Source organism: Alistipes provencensis (genome assembly GCF_900083545.1).
GTDB classification, from domain to species: Bacteria; Bacteroidota; Bacteroidia; order Bacteroidales; family Rikenellaceae; genus Alistipes; species Alistipes provencensis.
In genome coordinates, this window is record NZ_LT559262.1 from 945464 (window position 1) to 970252 (window position 24789).

The 24789-nt window shown below is 51.7% G+C and carries 21 protein-coding genes; 12 read left to right on the forward strand and 9 right to left on the reverse strand.

What is annotated here, in order from left to right:
• Positions 1-87 precede the first annotated feature (87 nt).
• Positions 88-774: a hypothetical protein gene (locus tag BN5935_RS15085; protein ID WP_147625765.1), complete on the forward strand. Its 687-nt coding sequence runs from the start codon at positions 88-90 to the stop codon at positions 772-774.
• 234 nt (positions 775-1008) lie between these two features.
• Complete coding sequence (locus BN5935_RS03820) at positions 1009-1281, forward strand: hypothetical protein (RefSeq protein WP_064974933.1); 273 nt, start codon at positions 1009-1011, stop codon at positions 1279-1281.
• A gap of 44 nt (positions 1282-1325) precedes the next feature.
• Here BN5935_RS03820 and BN5935_RS03825 read toward each other — a convergent pair whose 3' ends face one another.
• Positions 1326-2426: a ComEC/Rec2 family competence protein gene (locus tag BN5935_RS03825; protein WP_064974934.1), complete on the reverse strand. Its 1101-nt coding sequence runs from the start codon at positions 2424-2426 to the stop codon at positions 1326-1328.
• Between the two features lie 55 nt (positions 2427-2481).
• Between BN5935_RS03825 and BN5935_RS03830 the strand changes: the two genes are divergently transcribed.
• The 7 genes from BN5935_RS03830 (at position 2482) to BN5935_RS03855 (ending at position 8922) form a co-directional block, all read left to right on the forward strand.
• Positions 2482-3222, forward strand: coding sequence for an AAA family ATPase (locus BN5935_RS03830; protein WP_064974935.1), 741 nt, complete (start codon positions 2482-2484; stop codon positions 3220-3222).
• Positions 3191-4207 carry a DUF3871 family protein gene (locus BN5935_RS03835; protein WP_064974936.1) on the forward strand — a complete coding sequence of 339 codons (1017 nt, stop codon included), beginning with the start codon at positions 3191-3193 and terminating at the stop codon, positions 4205-4207. Before BN5935_RS03830 ends, BN5935_RS03835 begins: the two co-directional genes overlap by 32 nt.
• A 388-nt stretch (positions 4208-4595) precedes the next feature.
• On the forward strand, positions 4596-5333 hold the full coding sequence (locus BN5935_RS03840) for a Fic family protein (RefSeq protein ID WP_064974937.1): 738 nt from the start codon (positions 4596-4598) through the stop codon (positions 5331-5333).
• 558 nt (positions 5334-5891) lie between these two features.
• Positions 5892-6650, forward strand: a complete 759-nt coding sequence (locus BN5935_RS03845; protein WP_147625766.1) for a hypothetical protein — start codon at positions 5892-5894, stop codon at positions 6648-6650.
• A gap of 59 nt (positions 6651-6709) precedes the next feature.
• Positions 6710-7282, forward strand: coding sequence for a WG repeat-containing protein (locus BN5935_RS03850; RefSeq protein WP_064974939.1), 573 nt, complete (start codon positions 6710-6712; stop codon positions 7280-7282).
• A gap of 134 nt (positions 7283-7416) precedes the next feature.
• Positions 7417-7935: a hypothetical protein gene (locus tag BN5935_RS15090; protein WP_147625767.1), complete on the forward strand. Its 519-nt coding sequence runs from the start codon at positions 7417-7419 to the stop codon at positions 7933-7935.
• A gap of 588 nt (positions 7936-8523) precedes the next feature.
• On the forward strand, positions 8524-8922 hold the full coding sequence (locus BN5935_RS03855) for a retropepsin-like aspartic protease (protein ID WP_064974940.1): 399 nt from the start codon (positions 8524-8526) through the stop codon (positions 8920-8922).
• 340 nt (positions 8923-9262) lie between these two features.
• Here BN5935_RS03855 and BN5935_RS03860 read toward each other — a convergent pair whose 3' ends face one another.
• From BN5935_RS03860 to BN5935_RS03885, 8 genes are all read right to left on the reverse strand, one after another.
• A complete protein-coding gene (locus BN5935_RS03860) occupies positions 9263-11323 on the reverse strand; it encodes a fimbrillin family protein (RefSeq protein WP_064974941.1) in 2061 nt (686 codons plus the stop codon).
• A 21-nt stretch (positions 11324-11344) separates the two neighbouring features.
• Positions 11345-11476, reverse strand: coding sequence for a hypothetical protein (locus tag BN5935_RS15640; RefSeq protein WP_262481022.1), 132 nt, complete (start codon positions 11474-11476; stop codon positions 11345-11347).
• Positions 11477-11551: 75 nt separating this feature from the next.
• Entirely contained in the window at positions 11552-12910 is a 1359-nt protein-coding gene (locus BN5935_RS03865) for a fimbrillin family protein (RefSeq protein WP_064974942.1), read from the reverse strand.
• Positions 12911-12955: 45 nt separating this feature from the next.
• The gene (locus BN5935_RS15285) at positions 12956-13105 is read right to left on the reverse strand and encodes a hypothetical protein (RefSeq protein WP_162272046.1); all 150 of its coding nucleotides are present in this window, start codon (positions 13103-13105) and stop codon (positions 12956-12958) included.
• 41 nt (positions 13106-13146) lie between these two features.
• A complete protein-coding gene (locus BN5935_RS03870; protein WP_235821001.1) occupies positions 13147-13425 on the reverse strand; it encodes a hypothetical protein in 279 nt (92 codons plus the stop codon).
• A gap of 23 nt (positions 13426-13448) precedes the next feature.
• Positions 13449-14618, reverse strand: a complete 1170-nt coding sequence (locus BN5935_RS03875; protein ID WP_064976827.1) for an OmpA family protein — start codon at positions 14616-14618, stop codon at positions 13449-13451.
• A 50-nt stretch (positions 14619-14668) separates the two neighbouring features.
• On the reverse strand, positions 14669-15133 hold the full coding sequence (locus BN5935_RS03880; RefSeq protein WP_082944190.1) for a hypothetical protein: 465 nt from the start codon (positions 15131-15133) through the stop codon (positions 14669-14671).
• 452 nt (positions 15134-15585) lie between these two features.
• Positions 15586-16494, reverse strand: a complete 909-nt coding sequence (locus BN5935_RS03885; protein ID WP_147625768.1) for a tyrosine-type recombinase/integrase — start codon at positions 16492-16494, stop codon at positions 15586-15588.
• A 483-nt stretch (positions 16495-16977) separates the two neighbouring features.
• Here BN5935_RS03885 and BN5935_RS03890 point away from each other — a divergent pair, with 483 nt between their 5' ends.
• The 3 genes from BN5935_RS03890 to BN5935_RS03900 all read left to right on the forward strand — a co-directional run bounded on the left by BN5935_RS03890 (position 16978) and on the right by BN5935_RS03900 (position 24746).
• Positions 16978-19776 carry a helix-turn-helix domain-containing protein gene (locus BN5935_RS03890; protein WP_064974945.1) on the forward strand — a complete coding sequence of 933 codons (2799 nt, stop codon included), beginning with the start codon at positions 16978-16980 and terminating at the stop codon, positions 19774-19776.
• A gap of 260 nt (positions 19777-20036) precedes the next feature.
• Positions 20037-23195 carry a SusC/RagA family TonB-linked outer membrane protein gene (locus BN5935_RS03895; protein ID WP_064974946.1) on the forward strand — a complete coding sequence of 1053 codons (3159 nt, stop codon included), beginning with the start codon at positions 20037-20039 and terminating at the stop codon, positions 23193-23195.
• 15 nt (positions 23196-23210) lie between these two features.
• Positions 23211-24746, forward strand: coding sequence for a SusD/RagB family nutrient-binding outer membrane lipoprotein (locus BN5935_RS03900; RefSeq protein ID WP_064974947.1), 1536 nt, complete (start codon positions 23211-23213; stop codon positions 24744-24746).
• Positions 24747-24789 lie beyond the last annotated feature (43 nt).

Genomic DNA, 24789 nt, shown 5'->3' on the forward strand with positions numbered 1-24789 from the left:
CTATATTACCTACTTATAAGATAATAAGGGGAATATAAGGTAAGTATTATAGAATAGCCTAAAATACGAACACTTCTTTTGTAATCCATGAAAAATTACACGGTTATTCAGAATGAGGCGGCTGAAAAACTGTCTCTCAATGATCTTTTTGTCTTCACAGTTCTCTCCATGACTGCCCATGATGACAATACCACAGATGTTACCTATGAACAATTAGCAGAGTTCACAGGAACCTCCATAGGCTATATAAAGGACCATTTTGCTAAGAGATTGAAAAATAGCGAACTATGCGTTATTGAAGAATTTGTAAAGGCAAGTAGAAGACGAAAAAAATATATTCTCCCATCCATTACAAGTAATTTCCGAATAATTCGAAAAGAATTAATTAATGACCGCTTCCTCAGTTCTGAAGAAAAAGGTTTCCTGATAGCACTCTATTGTATTTCAGCCAATAACACTTTTAATATGGGACTACCTGCAGGTCAGGCTATAAAGAAACTGGGTATTTCAAAAACAGCCTACTACAAACACTTAAAATCTTTACAAGCTAAAGGTTATATAAACTTTGTTGGTGATTATCCTCAAAATCCTCAATATGCGAATAATCCCGAATCTTTAATGCTCACTTGTGATTGGTTGGGCTATAAGAATTACAAAGAATGGCTACATAGACAGGAACCATTTGAACATGATACCCCAAAGTCCCTATTTATTATCTATCACACAAATATCTCAGTTAATTCATTATACAATAATACAACTAAGTGCGCATAAGGGCTGGAGTATTTAACTCCTGCCCTTTTCCTTTCTAATCTCAGTCCTAAGCCCTGAGTAAGTATATTATTAATAAGACATAATTTACTGAGTCAAAGGAATCCAAAAATTTTATTTTTTTAATTTTTTTTCAGCTTTATCCGCACAAATCCATTTCAATCCCCACATGACCCCTCCCCGCCTACGGCGTGGGGGATAGTCCCCCGTCACAACCCTTTAAAATCAAATTTTGGTATGGAAAGTACTTTGAAATTCATCAAGACGTGGGAGGTTGCCCAGTTTAAAGCCCAGCAGGAGGTTGATAAGCTGGAAGTAAAGCGAAATCCCCACACAGGCAAGGTATTCTTCGTCTATGGCTTTGAAACAGGCCCTTGCAGCCGGAAAGTGGAAGAGGGGCTTCTGACAGACCCCGTAGTCTCTCAGGTGTGCAATGCCGAGACAGGGGAGATGTTTATGATGCTCCACCAGCGTGGAGAGGGAGGAGCACCTACATTGGCTGTGTTTTAAGTTTTATATTAACAAGAGAGCTGAAAAAGCTCTCTTGTTATATTTTAATATTTCACAATATGTTCGATAAAACATGTTGTAGGGTCATTTGTCACTTGAATTGGATAACAATCTCTCGATAAAATGTCTGCTAAAACTTTACAGGACGGATGTTTGTGAGTATTATTCTTTCCGACGGAAATTATACAGGAAAATGAACCATTATCAAGCAATGATGGATTAAAACTTTTCAACGAGCCGTGATGGGGTATTTGGATAGTCCCAACATCGTAATATTTCTTGATTGCATTAATCCAATTTAAGATATTAGTGTCGATAGTGGCGTCTCCCGTGTATATACAACCAACATAATGGGATATAATAGGACGACAAAAATGACAATACAAATATTGTATGTGTCGTCTAATGTAATATGTGTCTTTCTTAATTGGGCCAGAGTACATTAAAAGAGAATTCTCATTTGTACCGCCAATGCTTTTGTCTTTGTATATAGCTCTAATCTTATTGCAAATGTGTGGTTTTGAAAGACTATCTGCTATATTATCTATATCAAAATCTTTGTCATCTTTAAATGCCTTTTCAAATAACGTCGTAATTAATTTACTTTTCGAGCCATCGTCATGATTATATGGAATAAATATCCAATCGGCAGAAACGGGAATACTGATTCCTTTTCCACTGTCTATTCTTTGTTCATCCTCTAAATTTTCAATAGAATATGGAGGTCTTTCCTCATTATTATAATAGTAGTCCCTCTCCCTATCTGCGGGCCTAATCCATATAATTTTAGCTCCATTGAAATATTTTTGGGGATTTAAAACAATATCGTAAAGATTTTTGTCCTCATAGGTGCTTAGAAAAAAGGCTTTCTGCTCTGGAGACATTAAAGGATAAATTACTGTTTGAATATCCTTAACGGTTTCTTTGAGTTTGGGTATTAAATTGATATGATCTTCATCGAAATGGGATATGACCAAAATATTGATAATATCTTGGTGGTTAAAACTTTGCGCCACAACAGGTGCCAGTAGGTTCTTCCCAGATTTTGTCCCGCAATCATAAACCAAGTTGAAGTTATTAATTCTTTCAGAATAGAAAGCCCCTTGTCCTACCGGATGAAATGTGCGAATGATATTATCAGCCATAATAAGTCTTTTTAGTCATCTAAATATACTATAAATAATTTAAATTTCACCTATCATGTTAACCATCCGCCCCTCTACAAGACACCGTGCTAAAATCAAATTAGCCCTCCAAGGCTGTGCAGGTTCCGGGAAAACCTATTCAGCCCTTTTATTAGCCTATGGCATGACCTCCGACTGGTCTAAAATCGCCGTCATAGATTCAGAAAATGGCTCTGCTGACCTCTATGCCCATCTGGGAAGCTACAATGTGGTCTCCCTCGGAGGAGACTACTCCCCGGAACACTACATCGAGGCTATCGCCCTCTGTGAGAATGCAGGCATGGAGGTAATCATCGTGGACAGTATTTCCCAATGCTGGGACTACCTGCTGGATTTCCATGCAGGACTGCAAGGCAACTCCTTTGCCAACTGGGCCAAGGTCACACCCCGTCAGAATGCCTTCGTACAGAAAATCCTCCAATCCCCGGCACATATCATCTGTACCATGCGTACCAAACAGGATTATGTGCTCAATGAGAAGAATGGCAAGTTAGTCCCGGAGAAAGTAGGGCTGAAAGCCATGCAAAGGGATGGCATGGACTATGAATTTACCGTCGTCTTGGACATAGACCTCAAACACCATGTGCAGGCTTCCAAAGACCGGACAGGGCTATTCATGGGCCGTCCCGAATTTACCATCACTCCGAAAGTAGGCCAAGCCATTCTGAACTGGTGCAACCTCAATTCCCAGCAAACTATCGTACAACCCCAAACATCCCAAAACTATGGAAACAGCACTCCAGCTCCATCCTGTTAGACATAATCTGATTCCCCTGCCAGTATCTCCGCTTCTTCCAGCCTCTGACCATTCGGAAGAGAAACCTTTGAAACCCTTTGTGGAAGCCAACACCAAAGCTGTCACCTTACGGCATCTGCAAGAGGATTGTGTGGTTCCTGTCTTCTCCAAAGACAATGAAGTGACTATCTCCCATCCGGCCTTTGTGGAGACAGTCTATGAGGCGGCACAGGAGTTCTTTCGGGGAGAGAGCATCGACAGCCCTGAGATAAGGGTAAGCCATATCATCAAGGGGAGAATCCCCGAAGCTATCCATAAGCCCGTGAACCAGCTTTTGGAGACAGACAAGACCATCTACTACGAGCGGATGATGTTCTGCTTTGAAATCCCTACTATCTGCCGGACTATCGACCAAAACCCCTTGAAGCTGACCATAGGAGGCGTAAGAGCCTATAACCATGAAAACCTCTACAACAGGAAATCGGCGGAGAAATTCAAGGTCTTCGTGGGCTTCAAAAACATGGTATGCTGTAATATGTGTGTAAGTACGGACGGCTATAAGAGTGAAATCAAAGTAATGAACACACAATCTCTCTTTAAGGCTGCCATGGAGCTGTTTCAACTCTATAACCCCGAGAAGCACACAAGACAGATGCAAAACCTGCTGAGTTCCTCCATGACTGAACACCAGTTTGCTCAGTTTTTGGGTAAGTCACGGCTATATCAATGTCTGCCTCAGGAGGAGAAAAGGAAACTGCCCCAACTGCTGATGACCGACACCCAGATAAATCTGGTGGCAAGGGCCTACTACCAAGACGAGGATTTCGGGGTGGATGCATTCGGCCGGGAGATTTCCATGTGGAGGGTCTACAACCTCCTGACAGGGGCCAATAAGTCCTCCTACATCGACAATTTCTTGGACAGGGCACTCAATGCCTCACAGTTGGCTGAGGGCATCAACAAGGCCCTTTATGGAGAGAGTGAATACAGGTGGTTTGTGGAGTAAGGAAAAGACTGTCGGATTTTCAGAACCTGCACCTTATAGGGAAATGGAACAAAAAAATTCGACAGCTTACCCACCTTACGCACTTACTTTCTATATATTCCAAAACTAAGTGCGTAGAATGACTGTCTGAGATTCCAAACCCTCTTTCTTTTCAACCCACACCTCAGTCTTATCACCCACACTCTTTAGAGTATCACTATCCCTCTCACCCTTTCTCCATTATGATATGAAAGTTGGAGGATGCGCACTTAGTTGGTTGTAATAATACAATCTATCTGCGCATAGACTGTACATCTATCTCCCTTATATAATAGAAAGATAGGTGTACAAGCCCCCAAAAGAGCGACGGAAATTATCTTTTGTCTGAAAATTGTGTATTTTTGTGCGTATGGATGACAAGTTGAAACAGATAGACACCCTTTTAGGTGAACTGAATCAATACAGGGCCAATGAAAATTACCGCATTACGGAGGCTCTGGAGATTGAGTATACCTATGACAGCAACCGCATCGAGGGAAATACGTTGACCCTCAATGAGACGGAAATGGTGGTCAACAAAGGCATTACCATTGCAGGCAAAGGGCTGAGGGAGCATCTGGAAGCTATCAACCACAAAGAAGCTATTGACTTTATCAAGGACATAGCACAGAAAAAAGAGCCTGTCTCGGAAAGGGTGCTGTTGGATATTCACTCCATTGTCCTGCACAGCATAGATAAGGAGAATGCTGGAAAATACCGTCGTGTACCTGTCATTATCAGCGGTAGTAAACACATTCCACCTCAGCCTTATTTGTTACAGCCCAAAATGGATGAACTGTTTCAATGGTATGAGGCAAACAAGGATTCCATGCACCCGGTTGTATTGGCAGCTCAGATGCACGAGAAATTCGTATCTATCCATCCCTTTATAGATGGCAATGGCCGGACAGCACGCCTGTTGATGAATCTTATATTGATGCAACACGGCTATCCCATTGCCAATATCAAAGGGGATAATGACACCAGACGCCGCTACTACCAAACTTTGGAAGAAGCATCTTCGGGGGATAACTCGGCTTTTGTGGAGTTCATTGAAGAGGTGGTGATTCAAAGTCTGGAATACTATCTGCAAATCATCCGGGGATAAACCGGAGTTTTGAGCATGAAAAGGGAGGTGTGGAGCAATCCATGCCTCTTTATTTTTGTCCTCCCCTCAGGGGATAAATCCGATTTAACTTTAAATTCACGCTTATGAAAGATTTGTATATAACGCTTGTTGTCTGGGCTATAATCTGCCTTGTGGCTTACATCAGGGCAGACCCCCGCAAGCAAGAGTAAACATTTCTGAAAGTCAATGTTGATTTTCTGAAACTTTAAACCGAAATTTGTTACTGCAACAGCCCTGAAATTTAGGGTAAGTTATTGCATTATCCGAGTTAGTTTTCTACTTTTGTGGAACATACTAACTGACACGGAAAGTGTAAGTTTATTCCCATAAAGCGAATCTGGAAAATTCATTGATGGTGAGAATAAGCGGACTTATCCTTTCGTCGTATACTTATCACAAGTATATAGGCGTAGGGCTGTTGCTTGTTTTATCCATCGAGGTATTCCAGAACCTGCTTTAGTAAAATAGGCTTTCAGTCCTACGCTTTCTTTTTACTACTAACCATCTGTGGGGGACGGCAGATTTGTCGAATGATATATGCTGACCAAAGAAGAACTCCGAAATTTGATAGGAGCATTTCATCGAGCTGAATACAGAATAAACAATTCTTATGACTGGAATTTTTTGTGTAGTAAATCATTAACATTTTTTGAGTTTGAGGCACAAATGAAAGTTAGTGATATTAAGATAAAAGATAATCCAGACCAATGTAAGATTTCTCACATTATAGCCCAAGGACCCTCTAATAAATATATGGAGTTTGAAACTCAAAATGGGAAAATGCAGGGTCTTGTGAGTCCTAAGATTCAGAAATATGGGATTCTGGGGGCTGTACTTAATACTACACCTATGGTATCTTTAATACATACCAAAGGTATGCTACGATTAGAGCCGTCCTATGAGTATGAATGGATGCTTCATACTGCTGACGAACTAATACAATCTAAAAATAAACTTGGGAGTTTGGTTGCATTATTATTATTGGACTTTTTCAAGAAACCGTTATTGGCATTATGGGAAAAACAGCATTATGGCAGTATATCTGATTTTATAGAAGAAATTGAACAATCTCGCGGTTGGCATTTGGATATTTATTCAAAAGCGCTTATTGACCAAATAATAGCATGTTGGAAGGACGGAGCAATTGAATTGTTATTTGCAAATGACAATACTGAATGGATAAATGAAAAAACATTAGAAGCCTATCAGGATATTAAGCATATTCGACAAACAGAATATTGGAATAAAGAACTACCGGATATAGATGATATAGATGAAGAGGATGATTGGTTTTAATATGTAAATTGAATTCGATTTTTTTTGTTAATATTATGTCGCATAAAAAATAAGAAATTATGAAATACAATTTTCAAAAGCACAATGTAGGCATAATGATTAATAGCAAAATTCTTGCTTCGATAAATCTATTTTTAATCCCGATTATTGGTAATGGAAAAATTGGATTTATTAATAAAAATGAAAAAATTATCATAAACCCTCAATTTGAAGAAATGAAAGACGAATTTTTCACAGAAGATTCTCTTGTTCGAGTAAAACGCGACTCTAAATGGGGAGTTATTGATGCTTTTGGGAAAGTTCGCATTCCTTTTAATAATCAAGAAATCAATAAGTACGGAGATGGGTTATATGAAATACGCGTAGGTCTTGGTGGGCGAGATTCCCGAGGATTAGTCGACTCTAACAACAATATAATTGTTCCAATAGGAGTATATGGCAATTTCTATTATTATAAAGAGTTTGCTATAATTATAACATTGGATAATAAATATGGTGCTATGGATAAGCATGGAGCTGTAATAGTTCCGCCTATTTATGACTCTATTGATTGGACACAAAAGACCGACCCAATATTAACAGCGAAATTGGGAGATGAAAAAATAGAGTTCAATTTAAATCTCCTGAGATAATTATTACTCACTTACTTTTCTATAATATACAAAATCTAACTGCGCAAAATCTGATGGTTAATCAAGTCGTAAAATGCACGGGCTTAATAATATTCGCAATTTGTATATTTAGAAACGCGGTTTATAGTCAAAATTTGAGTTTTACAGAAGCATTCAATTCTGCAAGAATAGAACTCGGGGAATATGGTGCTTTTGAGTACCAAGGGAGACTCTATGGAACATATTATTACGATGATTGGATAAAACTAACAAATTCTGAGAAAAGGCATATATCCCTATTGATACAAATGCGGCATAAAGTTCGAGAATTAGTAAAAAAACATTTTTCTGAATTTGGTAATATCTCAAAATATCAAGAAACCTATAATCCTGACCAAACAATTAATATTTATTTGGAAGTCTTTTCTACAAAACATGGTTCACAAACCTCTGATCGCTATTATCAAATCTATTATACAATCGACTTAACAAAAGATCGACTAAAATATTTATCAGAATATTTTGACCGGAATTCTGTTCCACAACCATACAAAGGGCAGGCTTCAACTATCTATACTGGGTGGATGCAATATTATGAACGGGATTATATTCGAGAGGCATCGGATTTGGCAAAAGAAATTCGAATGATTCTTAATCAAGGTAAAAAGTCTTGATGAAAAATTATATATTCATATTTATTGTATTACTGATGTTTAGATGTTAGATACATATTGAAAACATAAAAGCTATTTAATATATTTTATGATGACGTGTTACGAATGCAACTGTAAGGTTTGCCAGCACATTAACTGTAGTGCTATTCTGCCTCCCAATACTGGTAATGTTATTTTGCCTACCGGTATTCGAAGGGATTCTTCTGTGAATAAAGAATCGATTTTTATCACAGGCTTAATTTATGTTTTTTTGCCTATAATTTTACCTATAATTATTCTCTTGTGGTTAGTATCTTGCGGCGCAAAATATATTAGAAATTATTATTTGCTATGCTTATACACGGATTTATCCCAAAAGGAAGTGATAAAATTTTCTTTTCATATTGATAAAATACTTAGAATTAAAAAAGACAAGAATAACAGCATCCCATTTTCAACAAAGTTTAAATATGACTTATTGATGCTTATGAACGAATATCCTTTCACATGGACTCGTTATTGTGAAAGACATGAAACCATTGTCATTTCGCAACAATTTTATGTATAAAATGATTGATGCCATACAAATCTTTCTGATAGATTACGCCAATGAGAAACTTATCCATAATAGGCTTGCCCCAAGTGGGGTTACCCCTCCTCATAGTACAAGCACAGGCCAAAAACCTGTGCTTTTTGCTTGATACGGGGAGTAATGTCAATGTCCTTGACAGACGAGTAGCTGAGTTCTTCCAACTCTCGGGAGAAACAGCCAAACAGCGTCAGTTTGGAATAGATGGAGAACTCCGAACAACAGACGTTGTTGAACAGGCTTTTTCTTTGGAAGAGCAGGAATACAAAGCTAATTTCTCAGTCATGGACTTGTCTTCAGCCTTTGGAAAAATAGAAGAGGAATCGGGCATACAGATTCATGGCCTCTTAGGATGCTCTTTCATGGAACAGCAAAAATGGATTCTCGATTTTGAAAAACTATGTTTGTTCACTCCCTAATTTCCTACACTCTCAATACACACTCAGTTTTCTATCAATATAAGAAACTAAGTGTGCTATTACCCTATTGTAAACACACTTTCAACCACAGATGAAAAGGTAATTTGTGTTACCTATTTGGTTACCTGTTGAGGTTTTTGGAGAATTTCGATTTTTTAATTAGCTGATTTACAAATTAATAAACATTCAATCAGTTGACAGGGTATTCCACTCGTAATGAAGGGGTCCCGAGTTCAAATCTCGGATTCAGCTCGAAGAGGCGTAAAAATGATCGCGCCGTTCTACGAAGAAAGCCTTGCATAACGAATATGCAAGGCTTTTTCTTTTGTGTATATTGCCGTCACTCGTTGCAGCGGATCGACCACTTGTTGTTGTTGCCGATGACGGCCCGGACCAGATCGTCGCCATAAACCTCCATGTTCGACCAAGTCTGCCCGTAGGTCATCGTCGCGTGCGACGCCCCGGCGAAGTCCATCAGCACGATGCCGACGTTCCCGCGGAAATCGTGCCGGTTGAGCCGGTCGGCCGTATAGCGGTTGTAGAGGTTGGCGCAGTAGTCGTAGTCGCCGACGGCACCGAAGATGTTGATGCCCGAGACCGAACAGTGGGCCGTATCGTAACAGCTCACATAATTCATGCACCACCGGGTGACATCCGTCGTGTTGTAGGTGTAGTCGATACACTCCTCGATGGCCGCATACTTGGTCTTACCGTCCGAGGAGCCGTTCTTGATGTTGTAGAGGTCGTTCACCCGGATCGGGGCCTGCCCGACATCGTTACCGGAGAGCGTCGTGTCGAAAACCACCTTGTCGTGCGTCCAGTTCAGGTAAGCGCCCAGATACTGCCCGTCGTTGGACGATTTATAGTCCTCGCGGATGATGAAGAGGATCTTGCCCCGGGCGTCGGCCAGCGTCATGCGGGGATGGAAGTCGGCGATGCGCCCCTCGCAGTGCGACCGGATCAGGCTCACGACGCTCCTGTCCCACCCCGTCTTGCCGGTGCCGCTGGTATTTTCGTATTTCAGGTGCACCAGCACCGTCTCGCCGGGATGCGCCTCGAGGAACCGCACGAAGCGGTCGAGCACCTGCGAAAGCATAAAGGGCGAGAGTTCCTGCCGGTCGGTCCCGCCGGGTGTGTAGCCGCCGAGCGACGGGTCGCCCAGCGGGGCGATGCCGTGTTGGATCGGGAGGTCCTGAACCGAGGAGCCCGACGCCGAAGGACGCACGTCGAACATGCGCACCCCGGCCGCAAGCTGCTCCTCGAGGGAGAGCTCCTGCGCCTTGATCATCTTGGTGATGTTCATGTAGCCGAACACCACGTTCTGCAACCATTTGAAATGGTAGCGTTCGCTCGGTTTGCCGCTCGTAGCTTCGTAATGCGATCCGAAGATCGTGCAGGCATCGTGCGACCCCGGAATGGAGAGCTGCGAAAGATAGGCGTTATCGGGTAGGCCGGCCATCCAGTCGGAGTAGTCCCCGCCGATCCGCTGCGCCTGAGTCGGCATGTCGCCTACCGTGAAGGTGTAGCGGTGGCCTGCCCGCAGGGTCGCAGTAGAGGTATATTCGTAGGTCTTGCCCTCGGTCGTAACGGCCGAAAGAGTCAGCCCGCGGATATCCTGCGGCAGCATGAAAGCCGTCACGAGGATTTTCGAACCCGCATCGAGGCGGATGTACGGGACCGCTCCGGTGGTCAGGTGCACGGCCAGCACCTTGGAGGTTTTGCCCGGATCGGTCGTGCAGACGCCCGTCGCAATGTCGTAGGTAAATGCTCCCGCCACGGGGTCGTCGCTCGACAGCACGAGCTTCTGCACCTCGACGGCCTCGGAAAAGCCCGTCTGGATCGTGACCGTGGTCATCAGGGGCCGGAATGCGAAAGGCACCTCGGCGCCACGTTCCACGCCCTCGCTGCAGGCGGCCATGTAGGCCAACTGCATGTTGCATTCGCCGTTGTTGCAGGTCTGCACGGAGGGAACGGCCGTCAGGACGATCGACCCGCTGTTGGCCCTGACGGCCGCAGCCGGGTAGAACGCATAGAAATTGTAACGTTCGTCGCTGCCCCACGCCATACCCGTATTGCTGAGGTCCGTCTCGCTCTCCGTCGCTCCGGAGACGCTGACCGTGACCGCGGCACGCTGCGGGGTCGTCTGGGGGCAGAGGATCTCCACCCGGTCGCCATTGCGCCAGTAGATCGGATAGCCGCCGTCGCGCAGGGGCCCGTAGGCCGTGCGGGTCTCGGGCGGAGCGTCCGCCTCATCGTCGTTGTCGATCGAAAAACGGCAGGCGATGCCGTCACCCCCGCTCCCGGGATCGCCGGGACCACAGGCCGTCTCCGTCAGGTCGGTTCCGCACCCGGCCAGCAGGAGCGCAAGCGCCGGCAGCCGGAAAATAGTTCTGTATCTCATAGCGTCTGTTCTGAATGGGCGTTAGTACTCATCGTCCGCAAAGTCCAGCGAATCGGGCCCCAGCTCCCCGCCGTGCGGCTGGGAGATCGCAAATCCCGCCTCCGCCGCAACCGCGAACACCTCCAACTGCGGCTGTATGTAAACTGCTTTCATCAGGTATCTACTTTTATAGACATATCGGGACGGCGTTGCCTCCGTCCCGATATATGCAGGTTTTCTTCGCCGGAATTACTCGATCGTATAGGTGAAGTCGGCGAACTCGACGTGGTAGGAACCGGCCGTACTCATGATCTTGATCATGATCCGCTGTCCGTTCGAAACCGTAAAAGTATGGGTCTGCGTACCGGAGCGGCACTCGTTGTCGTTTCCGCTGATGATATTGTTCCGGTCGCGGAGCCAAGCCTCGGTGATCGGACCGTTGCCCGTCACGCCGATCCGGTACTTGATGTTCACCAGCGCGCGGTTGGTAGCCACCTCGAACGATATCTTCACGGTCTTCTGTCCGTCGCACTGGATCGGAGCCGTCACGAAGGAGCCGTTGTTACTGCTGTTGGTACCGGCCGGAACCTGCAACTGAATACGGTTCTTCTTGAGCTTGTCGTCGCCGTTCTTGTCGCTCTTGATCTCGGCGCGGTAGAAATACCAGCCGTCGAAGAGTCCGTCGGGATCGTACTGCGAAGCCACGGTATAGAATCCGTTGTCTTTCCAAGTATCCGAGCCGTACTTGCTGTCGATGGCATCGGGAACGGTGATCGTAACGGTCTTCTTGTTGCAGGGAACGCTCATCGTGTAGTGGTGGTTGCGCTTCAGACCGGCCAGAGTCAGCGACTTGTCCGAATAGGTCAGGCCGTCGGTGGTCATGACACGGACGGTCAGGGTCGAGTGGATGCTGACCGGGAGCAGGCCGATCACGAACTCCTTCTGTCCGGTGGGAATGGTGATCGCATTGGTGACGGACGAGGCCGTGAAGTTCCCCAGAGCGTCGATCGTACCCGCCGTCGGCAGGACGTTGGCGTCGGTCTCCAGCATGATCTTCTTGGGCGTTTCGCTGGCACCCAGTCCGAGCGTAATCTTCAGACGGGCCATCAGCGGCCTGAAGGTGAAGTTGACGGGCAGCACGGTCGAGGTCTCGTTGACGCTGAAGGGATCCTCCCAGATGTTCGTGTACATGAAATCGTAGTCGGCGAGGTTCGACGTGCAGTAGGCGTCGCCCCATGTGTGCTTGAACGTCTTGTTCACGGCATCGAACGAGGCGTTGCAGTCGTAGGGATAGTAGGCCGCAGCCATCGTGTAGGAGCCGACGGGCACGTCGCCCGAGAACGTGGTGGTCGGGCCCGACTTGTCGGCCGTGAAGAGACAGGTCCGCGTCACGGAGCCGTCGTAGAGGAGCACGGCGACCCGGTCGCCCTCCACCCAGTTGGTGGTGTTGCCGTCGATGGCTGTACGGGTCTGCGCCGAGACCATCTCCTCGGGAATGGTGACCTGCACATACTTCTTCGTATCTTCGAGCGAGGTCACATCGCTGTCCTTGCTGCATGCGCTCATGCCGACTGCGGCAAAAAGGGCAATGGCGAATAATTTTTTCATAAGGCGTCTTTCGTTTTTGTCGTTAATTCTCAACAGGCACTGCCGTTATTCGAAATCGTCGAACGAACGGGAGTTGTCGCCCAGCTCTCCGCCGCCGGTTCCCGGCTCGATGTCGCTGCTTGCGGCGAATCCTTTCTCAACGCATACGGACATGACGTACAGGTCCGGAGCTTCATAAATCAATTGTGTCTTCATTGTCATTTTATGGTGTTTAAATTAGTTGCACATTTCCGTCACTATGCCGCGACGCAGAGCACCCGCATGTATTGCCGTTCCCCGCCGGCGAAAAGGCAGACTTCCAGCACGGCCACCCGGTCTCCGGAGCGGCGCAGGCGGTGCAGTTCCGCTTCGATCCGCAGCTCTTCCGCTTCGGGAAGCTGCCGGCCGACCCACGCCCCGAGCGAATCGGGAGCGTACACGCAGAGCCGCTCCTCCTCGAAGTAGGCCAGCAGGTAGTACGGCGCCGAAGCGGACCGGGGCGTTTCGCCCATGGCAGACAGTGCGGTTCGGGACATGCGGGAAACATTGTCGGCAGTCATTATTCCACGATCACGGCGCGGTTCAGCTCGGGTTCCGCAAAGCGGTTGTTGGTGTCGCCCTCGGCCTTCTTGACGAGGCGGTCCGGAGCGACGCCGTATTTGTTCTTCAGCAGGTTGTAGACATACTCCATCCGCTGCTCGCTGAGGCGCTGGTTCAGCTCGCGGCTGCCCGTAGCCTTGTCGGCCGAGCCGATCAGCGTGAAAGTCTTGTCCTTGTCGGCCTTGATGGCGTTCTTGACATAGAACTCGAGGTTGGTGAGCTCTTTGCTGTCGAGCGTCGCTTTGCCGATCTTGAAGAACAGCACCACGGGCGATGCGGAGACCTTCCGCTCGACAACGACCTTGGCGGGCGCGTTGCGCAGTTTCTCGTTCTCGTCGTTCAGCACGGAGTTTTTCGAAGCGAGTTCGGAATTATTATCTTCGAGTCCCTTGATCCGGTTGAGATAGGGCGTGATGTCGATCGGCTGTACGTCCGAAGCGCGTTTGAAACCGCGGCGGTTGAACTTGTAGGCCAGACCCGCCGTGACGGAGAGCATGCCCTCGCCGAGACGTCCGCCGCTCACGCCGTCGAAACGCTGGTTGACGAGCAGGCAGCGGGCCTCGATCGTCAGGTCGAGCGACTTGCAGAGCCGCACGACGTTCAGCAGGCCGACATCGAAGCCGATCTCGTTGTCGTGGGTGTCATTGCCGTAGGAGCGCGCCCAGCCGACGCCGGCATAGGGCACGAAATTCCAGGTGCGGTCCTCGCGGTAGCCGCTCAGGGCGTTCGAAAGGTTCCACATGGCGTCGGCGTGGAGGTACATCACGCCGAATTTCTCCTTGAACAGGTTGCCGTCGGCGCCCTTGGCATAGAGCGAATTGGCGGCGGTCCAGCCTTTGGCCTGCAGTCCGGCATACCCGACGCGGGCGCCGATCGAGGGAGTGAACCATTTTCCGGCGTGGATGTCCAGCGCCGGGGCCAGCCGTTTGCCGAATTTACCCTCCGAATCGTTCTCACCGAAATAGAGGTTCACACCGCCGGCGACGCCGACAAAAATATTGTCGAACAGCCGGTTGGTTTCGTAAGGGCCGCGCACGATGCGGCCCTGCGCATCGCGGTTTTCTTTCTCCTGCGCCTGCGCAGCGAGGCCGAAAAACAGGAGGAGGGCAAAAAGGCAAAAGTGTTTCATGTTCAAATGTTTTGTAATGAATTAATTGTTTGACATTCGTTTTCGGCAGGTCAGAGCGGTCCCGTCCCGGTACTCCCGCCGCCCGACAGATCCGGCTGCGACAGCTTGAACCGGCTCTGCCGCGACAAGGCAAGTGATTCTAATTCTTCGATTTGTATTTCTGACAGATAACTCTGCATGAGGCGGTCGAAATCCATGCATACCTTCCGCAAAGGCTGCATGGTGAGGATATTCTCGTAGGACCAGAAAATGTTGGAGGCTTCGCGCAGGTCGCCCTCCATCCGGATGACCAGATCGTAGAGCGTCGGACAGGAATCGGGATTCCAACTGTAAGAGGTCTTTCCCGACTGGAAAACACAGGTCACATAATCGGTCTTCGCGACCAGCTTCCGCAGCGTCCGGCGGTACAGGTAGCTGTCCGCTCCCGGACCGATGCAGGCCGCCTGCAACTCGCGGCCCTTCATCAGAGGGGCCCCGGCAGCGGAAGCCTTGCGCAGCACGAGCAGAATTTTCACCGCCCAGAGTATCCTTACAGACAGCATAAAACAGTAACTATTTCAATATCAATATTTTATATATAACTACCGAGACCCATTATTACCAATAATGGGTCTTCTTACAGGTATATGTCTGATTACCAGATAGCAGATACGCTATTCGGACACTCCGGCGAGGGCAAAACGAATGCAATCCGAACGTTTTCAGTCAGTTCGGATCAAGCGAGGCGGAAATAAAATTTAATTAGCTAACAGTCAAAGTCTTACCCCATACGATACAATTTTTCCCCGTAAAATATTTGGTTATATTTATAATTAATCCTACTTTTGCCAACAGTTCAAAATGTCTATAATACAATTCATTAGGTCTTCAAGATACATTATTGGTAATAATGGGTCTTGAATTTTTTTATGTCCTTGTTCCTTTCTCTCCATCCGAAAAATCCGAACGGCTTACAGAACCGGCTTTTCTACAGATCGATGATTTTGCGATTCGCCCGGTCGATGATATTGTGATCGAGCTGCGTGAGGTAGATGTGCGTCGTCCTCTCGGACGTATGTCCCATCCCGGCGCTGATCACCGTGAGCGGCGTGCCGCAGTCACGGGCCAGAGTAGCCCATGAATGGCGTGCGACATAGAATGTCAGCGGTTCCGGGAGATGTAACAGGACTCCGATCTTTCGAATGAATTTGTTCAGCTCGCGCTGCTGCTGGCGGTAATTCTGATAGCTGTCGTCTTTCGCCAGGATCGGAAGGATGTAAGGCGACGCATTGCGGTAACGGTCGATGAGCTGCTGCAACTGCGGCTCGATGCTCATCAGCAGCGTCTGGCCCGTCTTATGGCGCACATAAGTCAGCACGCCGTTGCGGATGTTGTCTGTCCGCAGGTAACACATATCCACGAACGACATGCCGCGGGTGAAGAAGCTGAACAGGAATATATCACGCGCAAGAGCATATCTGGGGTGATACGACGAGAGGTCGAGGCTGAGGATCCGTTTGAGCGTCGCACGCGACAGCGCCCGTTTGCGGGTCACGGTCTGCCTGACGGACAGTTGGCCGAAAGGGTTGGCGTGGGAGGCGGGAATCAGCCGTTTCCTGACGGCCCGGTTGTAGACCGCCCGGAGGTTGCGCAGGTGGAAAATCACGGTGTTTGTCGTCACACCGCGGGCCCGGAGCCAGCGCTCGTAGCGCTCGACCCACCGAACGGTAAACTGCCTCGGCGTCAGACGCAGCCCGTTCAGATAACTCAGCAACAACCGGAACGATGCCCGGTAATTCGCTGCCGACCCTTTTTTTCCTGCCTTTTCGTAATCGAAAATGTGTTGCGAGAAACACGACACGAAGTCGAATTGCTCGCTGCTACGGGCACGACTCATCCCGGACGGGTATGACCCGACAACCGGATGCCGCCCCGTAAAAGCGGAATCTGGGGAATACATAATAATAAAAAATTAATACGAAGAATTAGTCACTGTATGCAAAGATACAAAATTAGCTCCATCTCCAAACATGCAGCGCGGTGATACAGCGCGATTTAGTCTTCCGCCGGCGGACTTTTTAAGCCCCTCACGGAACATTCCGCGCAACCGTATATTCCATACGACACGTTGATAATAGAATATTTAATGCCTTTTCCGACCCTTTTTGAGCCCTGATTGTCCATTCTCCCGTATTCGAGCCGACCGAATGGAATATTGCTCTTTTTTCGACAAAACCGGCGAATCAACCCGCCAAAGTCCGGATTTCGGGGTCATGCGCCGCGGAATAGTCGCTCTCCGAAACCCAGAATTGCAAATAAAATTCCGGCGCGTCGGGATTTTTTATACATTTGTCCGAAAGACCCTCTTGTTTTTAAAAACATGCACTTTCACCTGCACCGCATATTTTTGCCGATTCTCGGACTGATTTTCCTACCGGTCCTCACCGCAGCGGAGATCACGGTTCCGGACAGCGGACAGCTCCGCATACCGATGCACCGGACCCTCGTCCGGAACGTCGAAGCCCGCGACTATCTGGGCGACGTGCAGGTCTGGGACCTCACGACCGATGCCGACGGCCGCCTCTTCGCCGCGACGGGTGCGGGACTGAGCGTCTGGGACGGCATCCGCTGGAGCCTCTGCGAGACGCCCGGAAGCCCCATCCTCCGATGCCTCGCCTACGACCCCGCCGCACGGCGCATCTATGCCGGGGCGGACAACGAGGTCGGCTATTTCACCAAGGACGCCCGGGGCGGGTATACCTATACCTGTTTGTACCAGAACCCCCGGGACGAGGTTCCCGAAATCTTCTGGCGCATCATCCTGCAGGACGGCACGGGCTATTTCCAGACCCACGAACGGATTTACCGCTGCAACCTGCAATCGGGGCGGATGAAGCCCGTCGTGCAGGAGGGCGCCGTCGGCTATATCCATGCCGTCGGAGATGCCGTCTGGTTTCAGGACGGGACCGAATTGTATGCGCTCGGCCCGGACGGCATCGCCCGGACGGGCATCGCGCTGTCCGACCGCGTCATCGCCGTCTATCCCGAAAACGGACGGCACATCCTCGTCACGGAAGGGAGCGGGATTTTCAGTTGGGACGGCGATAGGTCGGTTCCGGCCGACCCGCAGCTCAACGCCCGGCTGGCTCAGGTGCGGCTTTTCGCCGCAAACCGCACCTCCGACGGACGCTACCTGCTGGGCAGCGTGATGGACGGTCTCTACGTCGTCGACGGGGAGTGGCGGATTCGCGGCCATTTTGGGTCGCAGGAGGGATTGCAGCATACGACCGTTCTCTCCGTCGAAGAGACCGCCGCAGGCGACGTTTGGCTCGGGCTCGACGGCGGAATAGCCCGCATCGAGGACTCGGGACCCGGGGTGGTCGTAACGAGCCGTTCGCAGGAGATCGGCAGCGTCTACGATGTCGCCGAATACGGCGGGGCACTCTATGCCGGGACCAACAAGGGGTTGTTCCGATACGACGGGAACGGCGAATTCCGGCTGGTGGAAGGGACTCAAGGGCAGGTATGGCGCCTGATCGACGCCGGCGGCACGCTGGTCGTCAGCCACGACGCCGGGACCTTTACGCTCCGGGAGGGTGCGCTCGTCCGCAGCGAAGGCTGCAACATCTGGCAGTTGCTGCCGTGGACCGACGGAAAACGCTGGCTCGGAGCTGATTTCGAAGGCGGGTTCACGCTCTACGAGGTTCGCGACGGGAAGCTCATCCCCCGAAAGAAGATCGAAGGTTACAGCGGCGTGCACTCCGACATGGGGATCGACCGCTTCGGGAATATCTGGGTTCAGAACCGCGGAGGCGACGCCGTGCGCATCCGGATCGGTGCCGACGAGCAGGTGACGGAGATCCGCACCTACTCCCGGGGAGAATCCCCGGAACCGCTCTACCGGGCACGGCTGGACAATGACATCTACTTTTTCCGCGGCCGCGAGGTACTCGGCTACGACATACACCGCGATTCGCTGGTACGCAACGACTATTACACCGGGATGCTCGCCGTCGTGCGCGACGCTCCCACGGCGCTGACCCAGTCGGGCGACTGCGTTTTCGCCATCTATCCCGACGGAGTGGGCGCCATCGGCCGCCGGGGAAACCGATTCTTCGATTACGGACGGCTGAACATGCCCGAAGGACTGAACATGATCCCCTCGCATGCACGCCGGATCATTCCGCTGGGCACACACACCATCGCCGTGGGACTGCAAAACGGCATCTTCTTCCACGACATGCGCGTACAGGAGGCCGAATACGAAAATCCCCGCACACTGCGGCTCGAACGGCTGCTGCTGCACCTGCGCGACAGCTCCGTATTCCTGCCCGTGACGCCCCGGGAGGAGCCGTATGCCGTGCCGCAGAACTACACCTCGGTCGAGGTCCGGCTGTCGAACCTCTATACCCACGGGCAGATCCGCTATTCGGTCGACGGCGGGGAGTGGACGACCGCCCCGGGCGTACCCGCACTGCGGATCAACGGCCTGCAGAGCGGACGGCACACCGTTCTGATCCGCAACCTCGACCCCGTGAACCCGCCGCAGGAGCCGCTGGAACTGCTCTTCGACATAGCTTATCCGTGGTATCTGCAGGGACGGTTCATCGCCTGCCTGCTTCTGGCGGCCGTGCTGCTGGGGCTGGCCGTCCGGTTCCTGTTCAAACGGGTCGTGGAGCGGCAGCGCCGGGCGCTGCTGCGCGAGCAGGAGCGGCTGCTCGAACGCGAGAAGAAGGAGCACGACATCGAGCTGCTGCGGGTCGAACTGCGCGAACGCGAGCGCAAGCTCATCAACCTGACCATGATGGGCATTCAGCGCAACACGATGCTGGGCGAACTGCGCCGCGAGGTGGAGCAATTCCCCGAGGAGGATCGGCGCCGGCGCGTACTGCGCAAGATCGACTCCTACATGAACGACAAGGAGAACCACGAGCTGTTCGAAAAATATTTCAACACCATTCACGACGGATTCTACACCCGCCTCCTGCAGCGGCATCCGGGGCTCACGCCGAACGAAATGCGCATCTGCGCCTACATCAAGCTCAATCTCAACACCAAGGAGATCGCCGCCTATATGAACATCTCGCCCAGCAGTGTGGAGATCGCCCGCCACCGGCTGCGCAAGAAGATGGAACTGGCTTCGGAGGTCAACCTCCAGCACTACATCTCCGCAATCTGAACCCCTGCGGGCAAAGAGTCCTCCGTTCAACTATTTTACCGCCCTGCTGTAAAGGGTAAAATCTGTGTTAACCGTTTAGTATCAATTTTTTATAATATTTTATTTAGCCTTTTGTAAAGGTCCCGATTTTTTGGTTGTTAAGGTGTAAATGGTTTGTAAAGCCGACTTTTTTGCCCGGCCCGGATTTCTATTCTATTTTTGATCGAAGCCCCGGGCATCGAACCGGGCACACCTTAACCAAAACTACTAAAACATTGCTTATGAAAGGTCTCAACCCCAAGAGCAAGCCGACGAAAGCGGGCCGTCTTGCCGTCCGTCTTCTGGCGGCATTGATTTTCGTGATGAGCGCGGCCGGCGCCTATGCACAGCAGCCGGTCAGCGGAACCGTAAAGGACAAAGCCGGTCAACCCATGGCCGGCGTATCGGTCATCGTCGAAGGCACGACCATCGGCACGACGACCAACACCTCGGGTACATTCACGCTCAACGTCCCGGCCGACGCGACGCTCAAATTCTCGTTCATCGGCATGACGCCCCAGCAGGTAGCCGTGGGCGGCCGCACGCAGATCGAGGTGACGCTGGAGGACGACGCGATCGCCATGAACGCCGTCGTGGTGACAGCCCTCGGCATCAAGCGCGACGAAAAGGCCCTCGGCTACGCCGTGCAGAAGGTGAAGGCCGACGAACTGCAGACGGTGAAGGGCGTCGATGTGGCGACTTCGCTGTCGGGCAAGGTGTCGGGCCTGATGGTCAAGAACCCCTCGGACTTCGCCGAAGCCCCGACGCTGACGCTGCGCGGCGAGACACCGCTGCTGGTGATCGACGGCGTACCCTATTATAACATGACGATGCGGGACATCCCGGCCGACGACATCGAGTCGATCTCGGTGCTGAAAGGCGCCACGGCATCGGCGCTCTACGGCGCCCGCGGCGGCTCGGGAGCCGTGATGGTCACCACCAAGCGCGGGCTGGACAAGAAAGGGTTTTCGGTGGACATCAACTCCTCGACGATGTTCCACGCCGGATTTCTGGCCATTCCCGAGAAGCAGAACATGTACGGCCGCGGCACCACGGGCGTCTACGCATGGAACGGCGACCGCCAATGGGGTCAACTGATGGACGGCTCGGTGGAGATCGAGCAGTGGAACCCCCGCACCAAGCAGATGGAGCTGCGGCCCTACTCGGCGGTGGGCAAGGACAATTTCCGCAACTTCCTCGAATCGGGCTATGTCCTCAACAACAGCATCAGCGCCACGCAGCAGGGCGAACTGGGGAGCTTCCGCGCCTCAGCGTCGTGGATGGACACCAAAGGCGTCTACCCCAACCAGAAATTCGACAAGTACACATTCTCGATCGGCGGCGACATGAAGTACAGGAACTTCTCGCTCTCGGGCAACGTCTCCTACAACAAGCACCACACGCCCAACGCCGGGCAGAACGGCTACACAAACTACGACCCGATGTACTCGCTGCTGATCTGGAGCGGCGCCGACTGGGACATCCGCGACTACCGCGACTACTGGATCACGCCGGGCGAGGCGACCAACAACCCCTACACCCGCGTGCTGGACGACGGCACCATCCAGCAGGCCGGATCGCTCGACAACCCCTATTTCATTCAGGAGGAGCGCATCCGCGAACAGACCCGCGACGTGATGAACGGCAACATCAGCATGAGCTACGACATCATGCCGTGGCTGAAACTGAGCGTCCGCTCGGGACTCGACTTCTATGTCGACAAGACCGAGATGCGCATCGCCAAGGGCAGCCTCACCAACTCGGGCAACACCTACGGTTCGGTCGTGGGTGCCAAACTGGGCTATTTCCGCACGCAGCGCGACACGGGTTACAGCACGAACAACGACTTCATTCTCTCGGGCGACTACACCTTCGGGGACTTCCGCGTGGACGGGCTCTTCGGCGGCAGCATCTTCTACCGCGAGGCCGAGACGCTGATGGCCTACACGGCCGGCGGACTGAGCCAGCCCGACTTTTTCTCGCTCAACAATGCCATCGACGGCGCCAAGGCGACCTCGTCGCTGAAAAAACAGCAGGTCAACAGCCTCTACGGCCGTCTGGCGCTCTCGTGGCGCGACATGATCTACGTCGAGGCCACGCTCCGCAACGACTGGAGCTCGACGCAGGCGTCGACGCCCTACAAATCCTACATCTATCCCTCGGTATCGGGCAGTTTCATCGCTTCGGAGCTGCTGCCCAAGACCGACTGGCTCTCGATCTGGAAGCTCCGCGGTTCGTGGACCATCTCCAAGAAACCCGCCGACATCTACGCCACCAACACCAGCTACAAAGTGACCGCCGACACATGGAACGGCATGACGGGCGCCGCGCAGAACACCACAGGCTACAACATCGCCATCCTCCCCTCGGCCTTCGAGACCTTCGAGGTCGGCACGATGGCCTCGTTCTTCGGCAACCGCCTCTCGTTCGACGTCGCCTACTACCAGCGGCGCAACTTCGACACCCAGAAGAGCGTGGCCGTATCGAACGCTTCGGGTTACTACAACAATCTGGTGAACACCAAGGAGGAGATCACCAACAAAGGCTGGGAGATCACGCTGGGCGGCACGCCCGTCAAGACCCGCGACTGGCGCTGGGACGTGGCGTTCAACTGGTCGCGCTACCGCCGCCACTACACCCGGATCGACCCCGAATACTCGACCGACCGTCCGTGGGTAGCCGTGGGCAAGCGTGCCGACCACATCGTACTCAACACCTTCCAGCAACATGAAGAGACCGGGGAGCTGATCCACGACGCCAACGGCCTGCCGCTCTTCAACACCTATCAGTCGGTCTACGGCTACTCCGATCCCGACTGGATCTGGGGCGCGACGACGACCCTGCGGTGGAAGAACCTCTCGCTGTCGCTCTCGTTCGACGGACGTGTGGGCGGCATGACGCAGAGCTACACCGAAACCTACCTCTGGATCGCCGGAAGCCATCCCAACTCGACCACCGAGGCGCGTTACCTCGACGTGACGAACCCCGGCACGAAGAACCACCTGAGCGAGGGCCTGCGCGTGGCGAGCGGTTCGGCGACGTGGGACGCTCAGGGCAACAAACTCACCGACACGCGCGTATTCGTTCCGAACGACGTCAAGACCACCTACAAGGACTATGTGGGCCGCGTGCACAAGAACAACGTCTGGGGAGGCGTCGCCTCGCCGCTCGACATGTTCCGCACGACGTTCCTCAAGCTGCGCGAGATATCGCTCACCTACGAGGTGCCGGCCAAATACTGCCGCATGATCCGCAGCCGAGGCATCTCGGTCTCGTTCGTCGGCCAGAACGTATTCATGTCGGCCCGCGACTTCAAATATTCCGACCCCGACGGCGGCACGGAGAACCTCTCCGACCCCTCGTCGCGCTACCTCGGTTTCAATGTCAAACTTTCGTTCTAAATCCATGCTAAAGCTATGAAAAGCATATTCAAATACATCGTTCCCGGCATCGCGGTCCTGCTGGCGGCCGGCGGTTGCAGCAACTTCGAGGAGATGAACACCGATCCCGACAAGACGACCAAGGTGAACCCCGCGCTGCTCTGCACCTCGGCGCTCACGACCATGGCCAAGTTCAGCGGCGACGCCAAGGCCTACATCGCCACGGCGGCCCTGCCCAAATACATCGCCTACGCTCAGGAGGGCCAGATGGCCGAACAGTACAACAACATCGGCCGGGGCAGCTTCTCGCTCTACGCCGTCTTTCCGAACCTCGACGACATGGTGTCGTTCGCATCCAAGAGCGGAACCTACGAAGTCTCGCCGTACCGCGGCGTGGAGCATTTCGTCAAAGCCTATATCCTCTACCGCCTGACGATGGAGATGGGCGACATCCCCTGCTCGCAGGCCGGAAAAGGCATGACGGAGGGCATCATGAAGGTCAAATACGACCCGCAGGAGCAGGTATTCGCCACGGTGCTCGCCTACCTGCAGACGGCGGCCGACAATTTCTCGCAGAGTTCGGCCAATTTCGCGGGCGACATCTTCTTCGGCGGCGACCCCTCGAAATGGCTCAAGGCGACCAACGCCCTGCGGCTGAAGGTGCTCATGTCGCTCTCGGAGCATACGGACAACACGACGCTGAACATCAAAGCGGCTTTCGCCGACATCGTGCGCGACGGGCGCCTGATGGAGAGCAACGCCGACAACTTGGCGCTGGCCTACGTCGACAAACCCAACAGCTACCACCCGCTCTATTCGACCAACGACAAATTCGTGGTCAACACGATGATGAGTTCGTTCGTGGTCGACAAGCTCAAGGCGCTGAACGACTACCGTCTGTTCTACTATGCGGCGCCCTACGAGAATGCCGCCACCGACGGCTACACGGCCGACCAGATGGAAGCTTACCGGGGTGTGGACGTGACGCTCGACTTCACGGGGATCAACACCGCCTACAACAGCCGCGACTATTCGCTGCTCAACAAGCGCTATGTGTCGCAGAAGGCCAGCGAACCGCTGGTGCTGATCGGATATGCCGAGCAGTGCCTGCTGATCGCCGAGGCGATCGAGCGCGGCTGGGTGAACGGTACGTCACAGACCTACTATGAAAACGGTGTCAAGGCGGCCCTCGCATTCGTGATGGGGCTGGATGCCTCGACCGTCGGCAAGGCCGTGACGCAGGCCTACATCGACGGCTATTTCACGGGCGAAGCGGCCTACAAGAGCTCCTCCACCGACCGGCTGCACCAGATCTGGGATCAGAAGTACCTGATGACCTTCCTGCAGGACTGCGACAACGCCTACTTCGAGTACCGCCGCACGGGATGGCCCCAGTTGCCGATTGACCCCTCGACGAGCCTCAACGTCAATGCACCCGACAAACTGCCGGTACGCTGGATGTATCCCTCAAACGAGGAGACCACCAACAAGAACAACCTGCTCGAGGCGCTGAACCGCCAGTTCGGTAACGAAGCCGACGAGATCAACGGCCTGATGTGGCTGCTTAAATAGGAACAACCCGGGGAGGGGCGAACCGTTCCTCCCCGGGTCATGC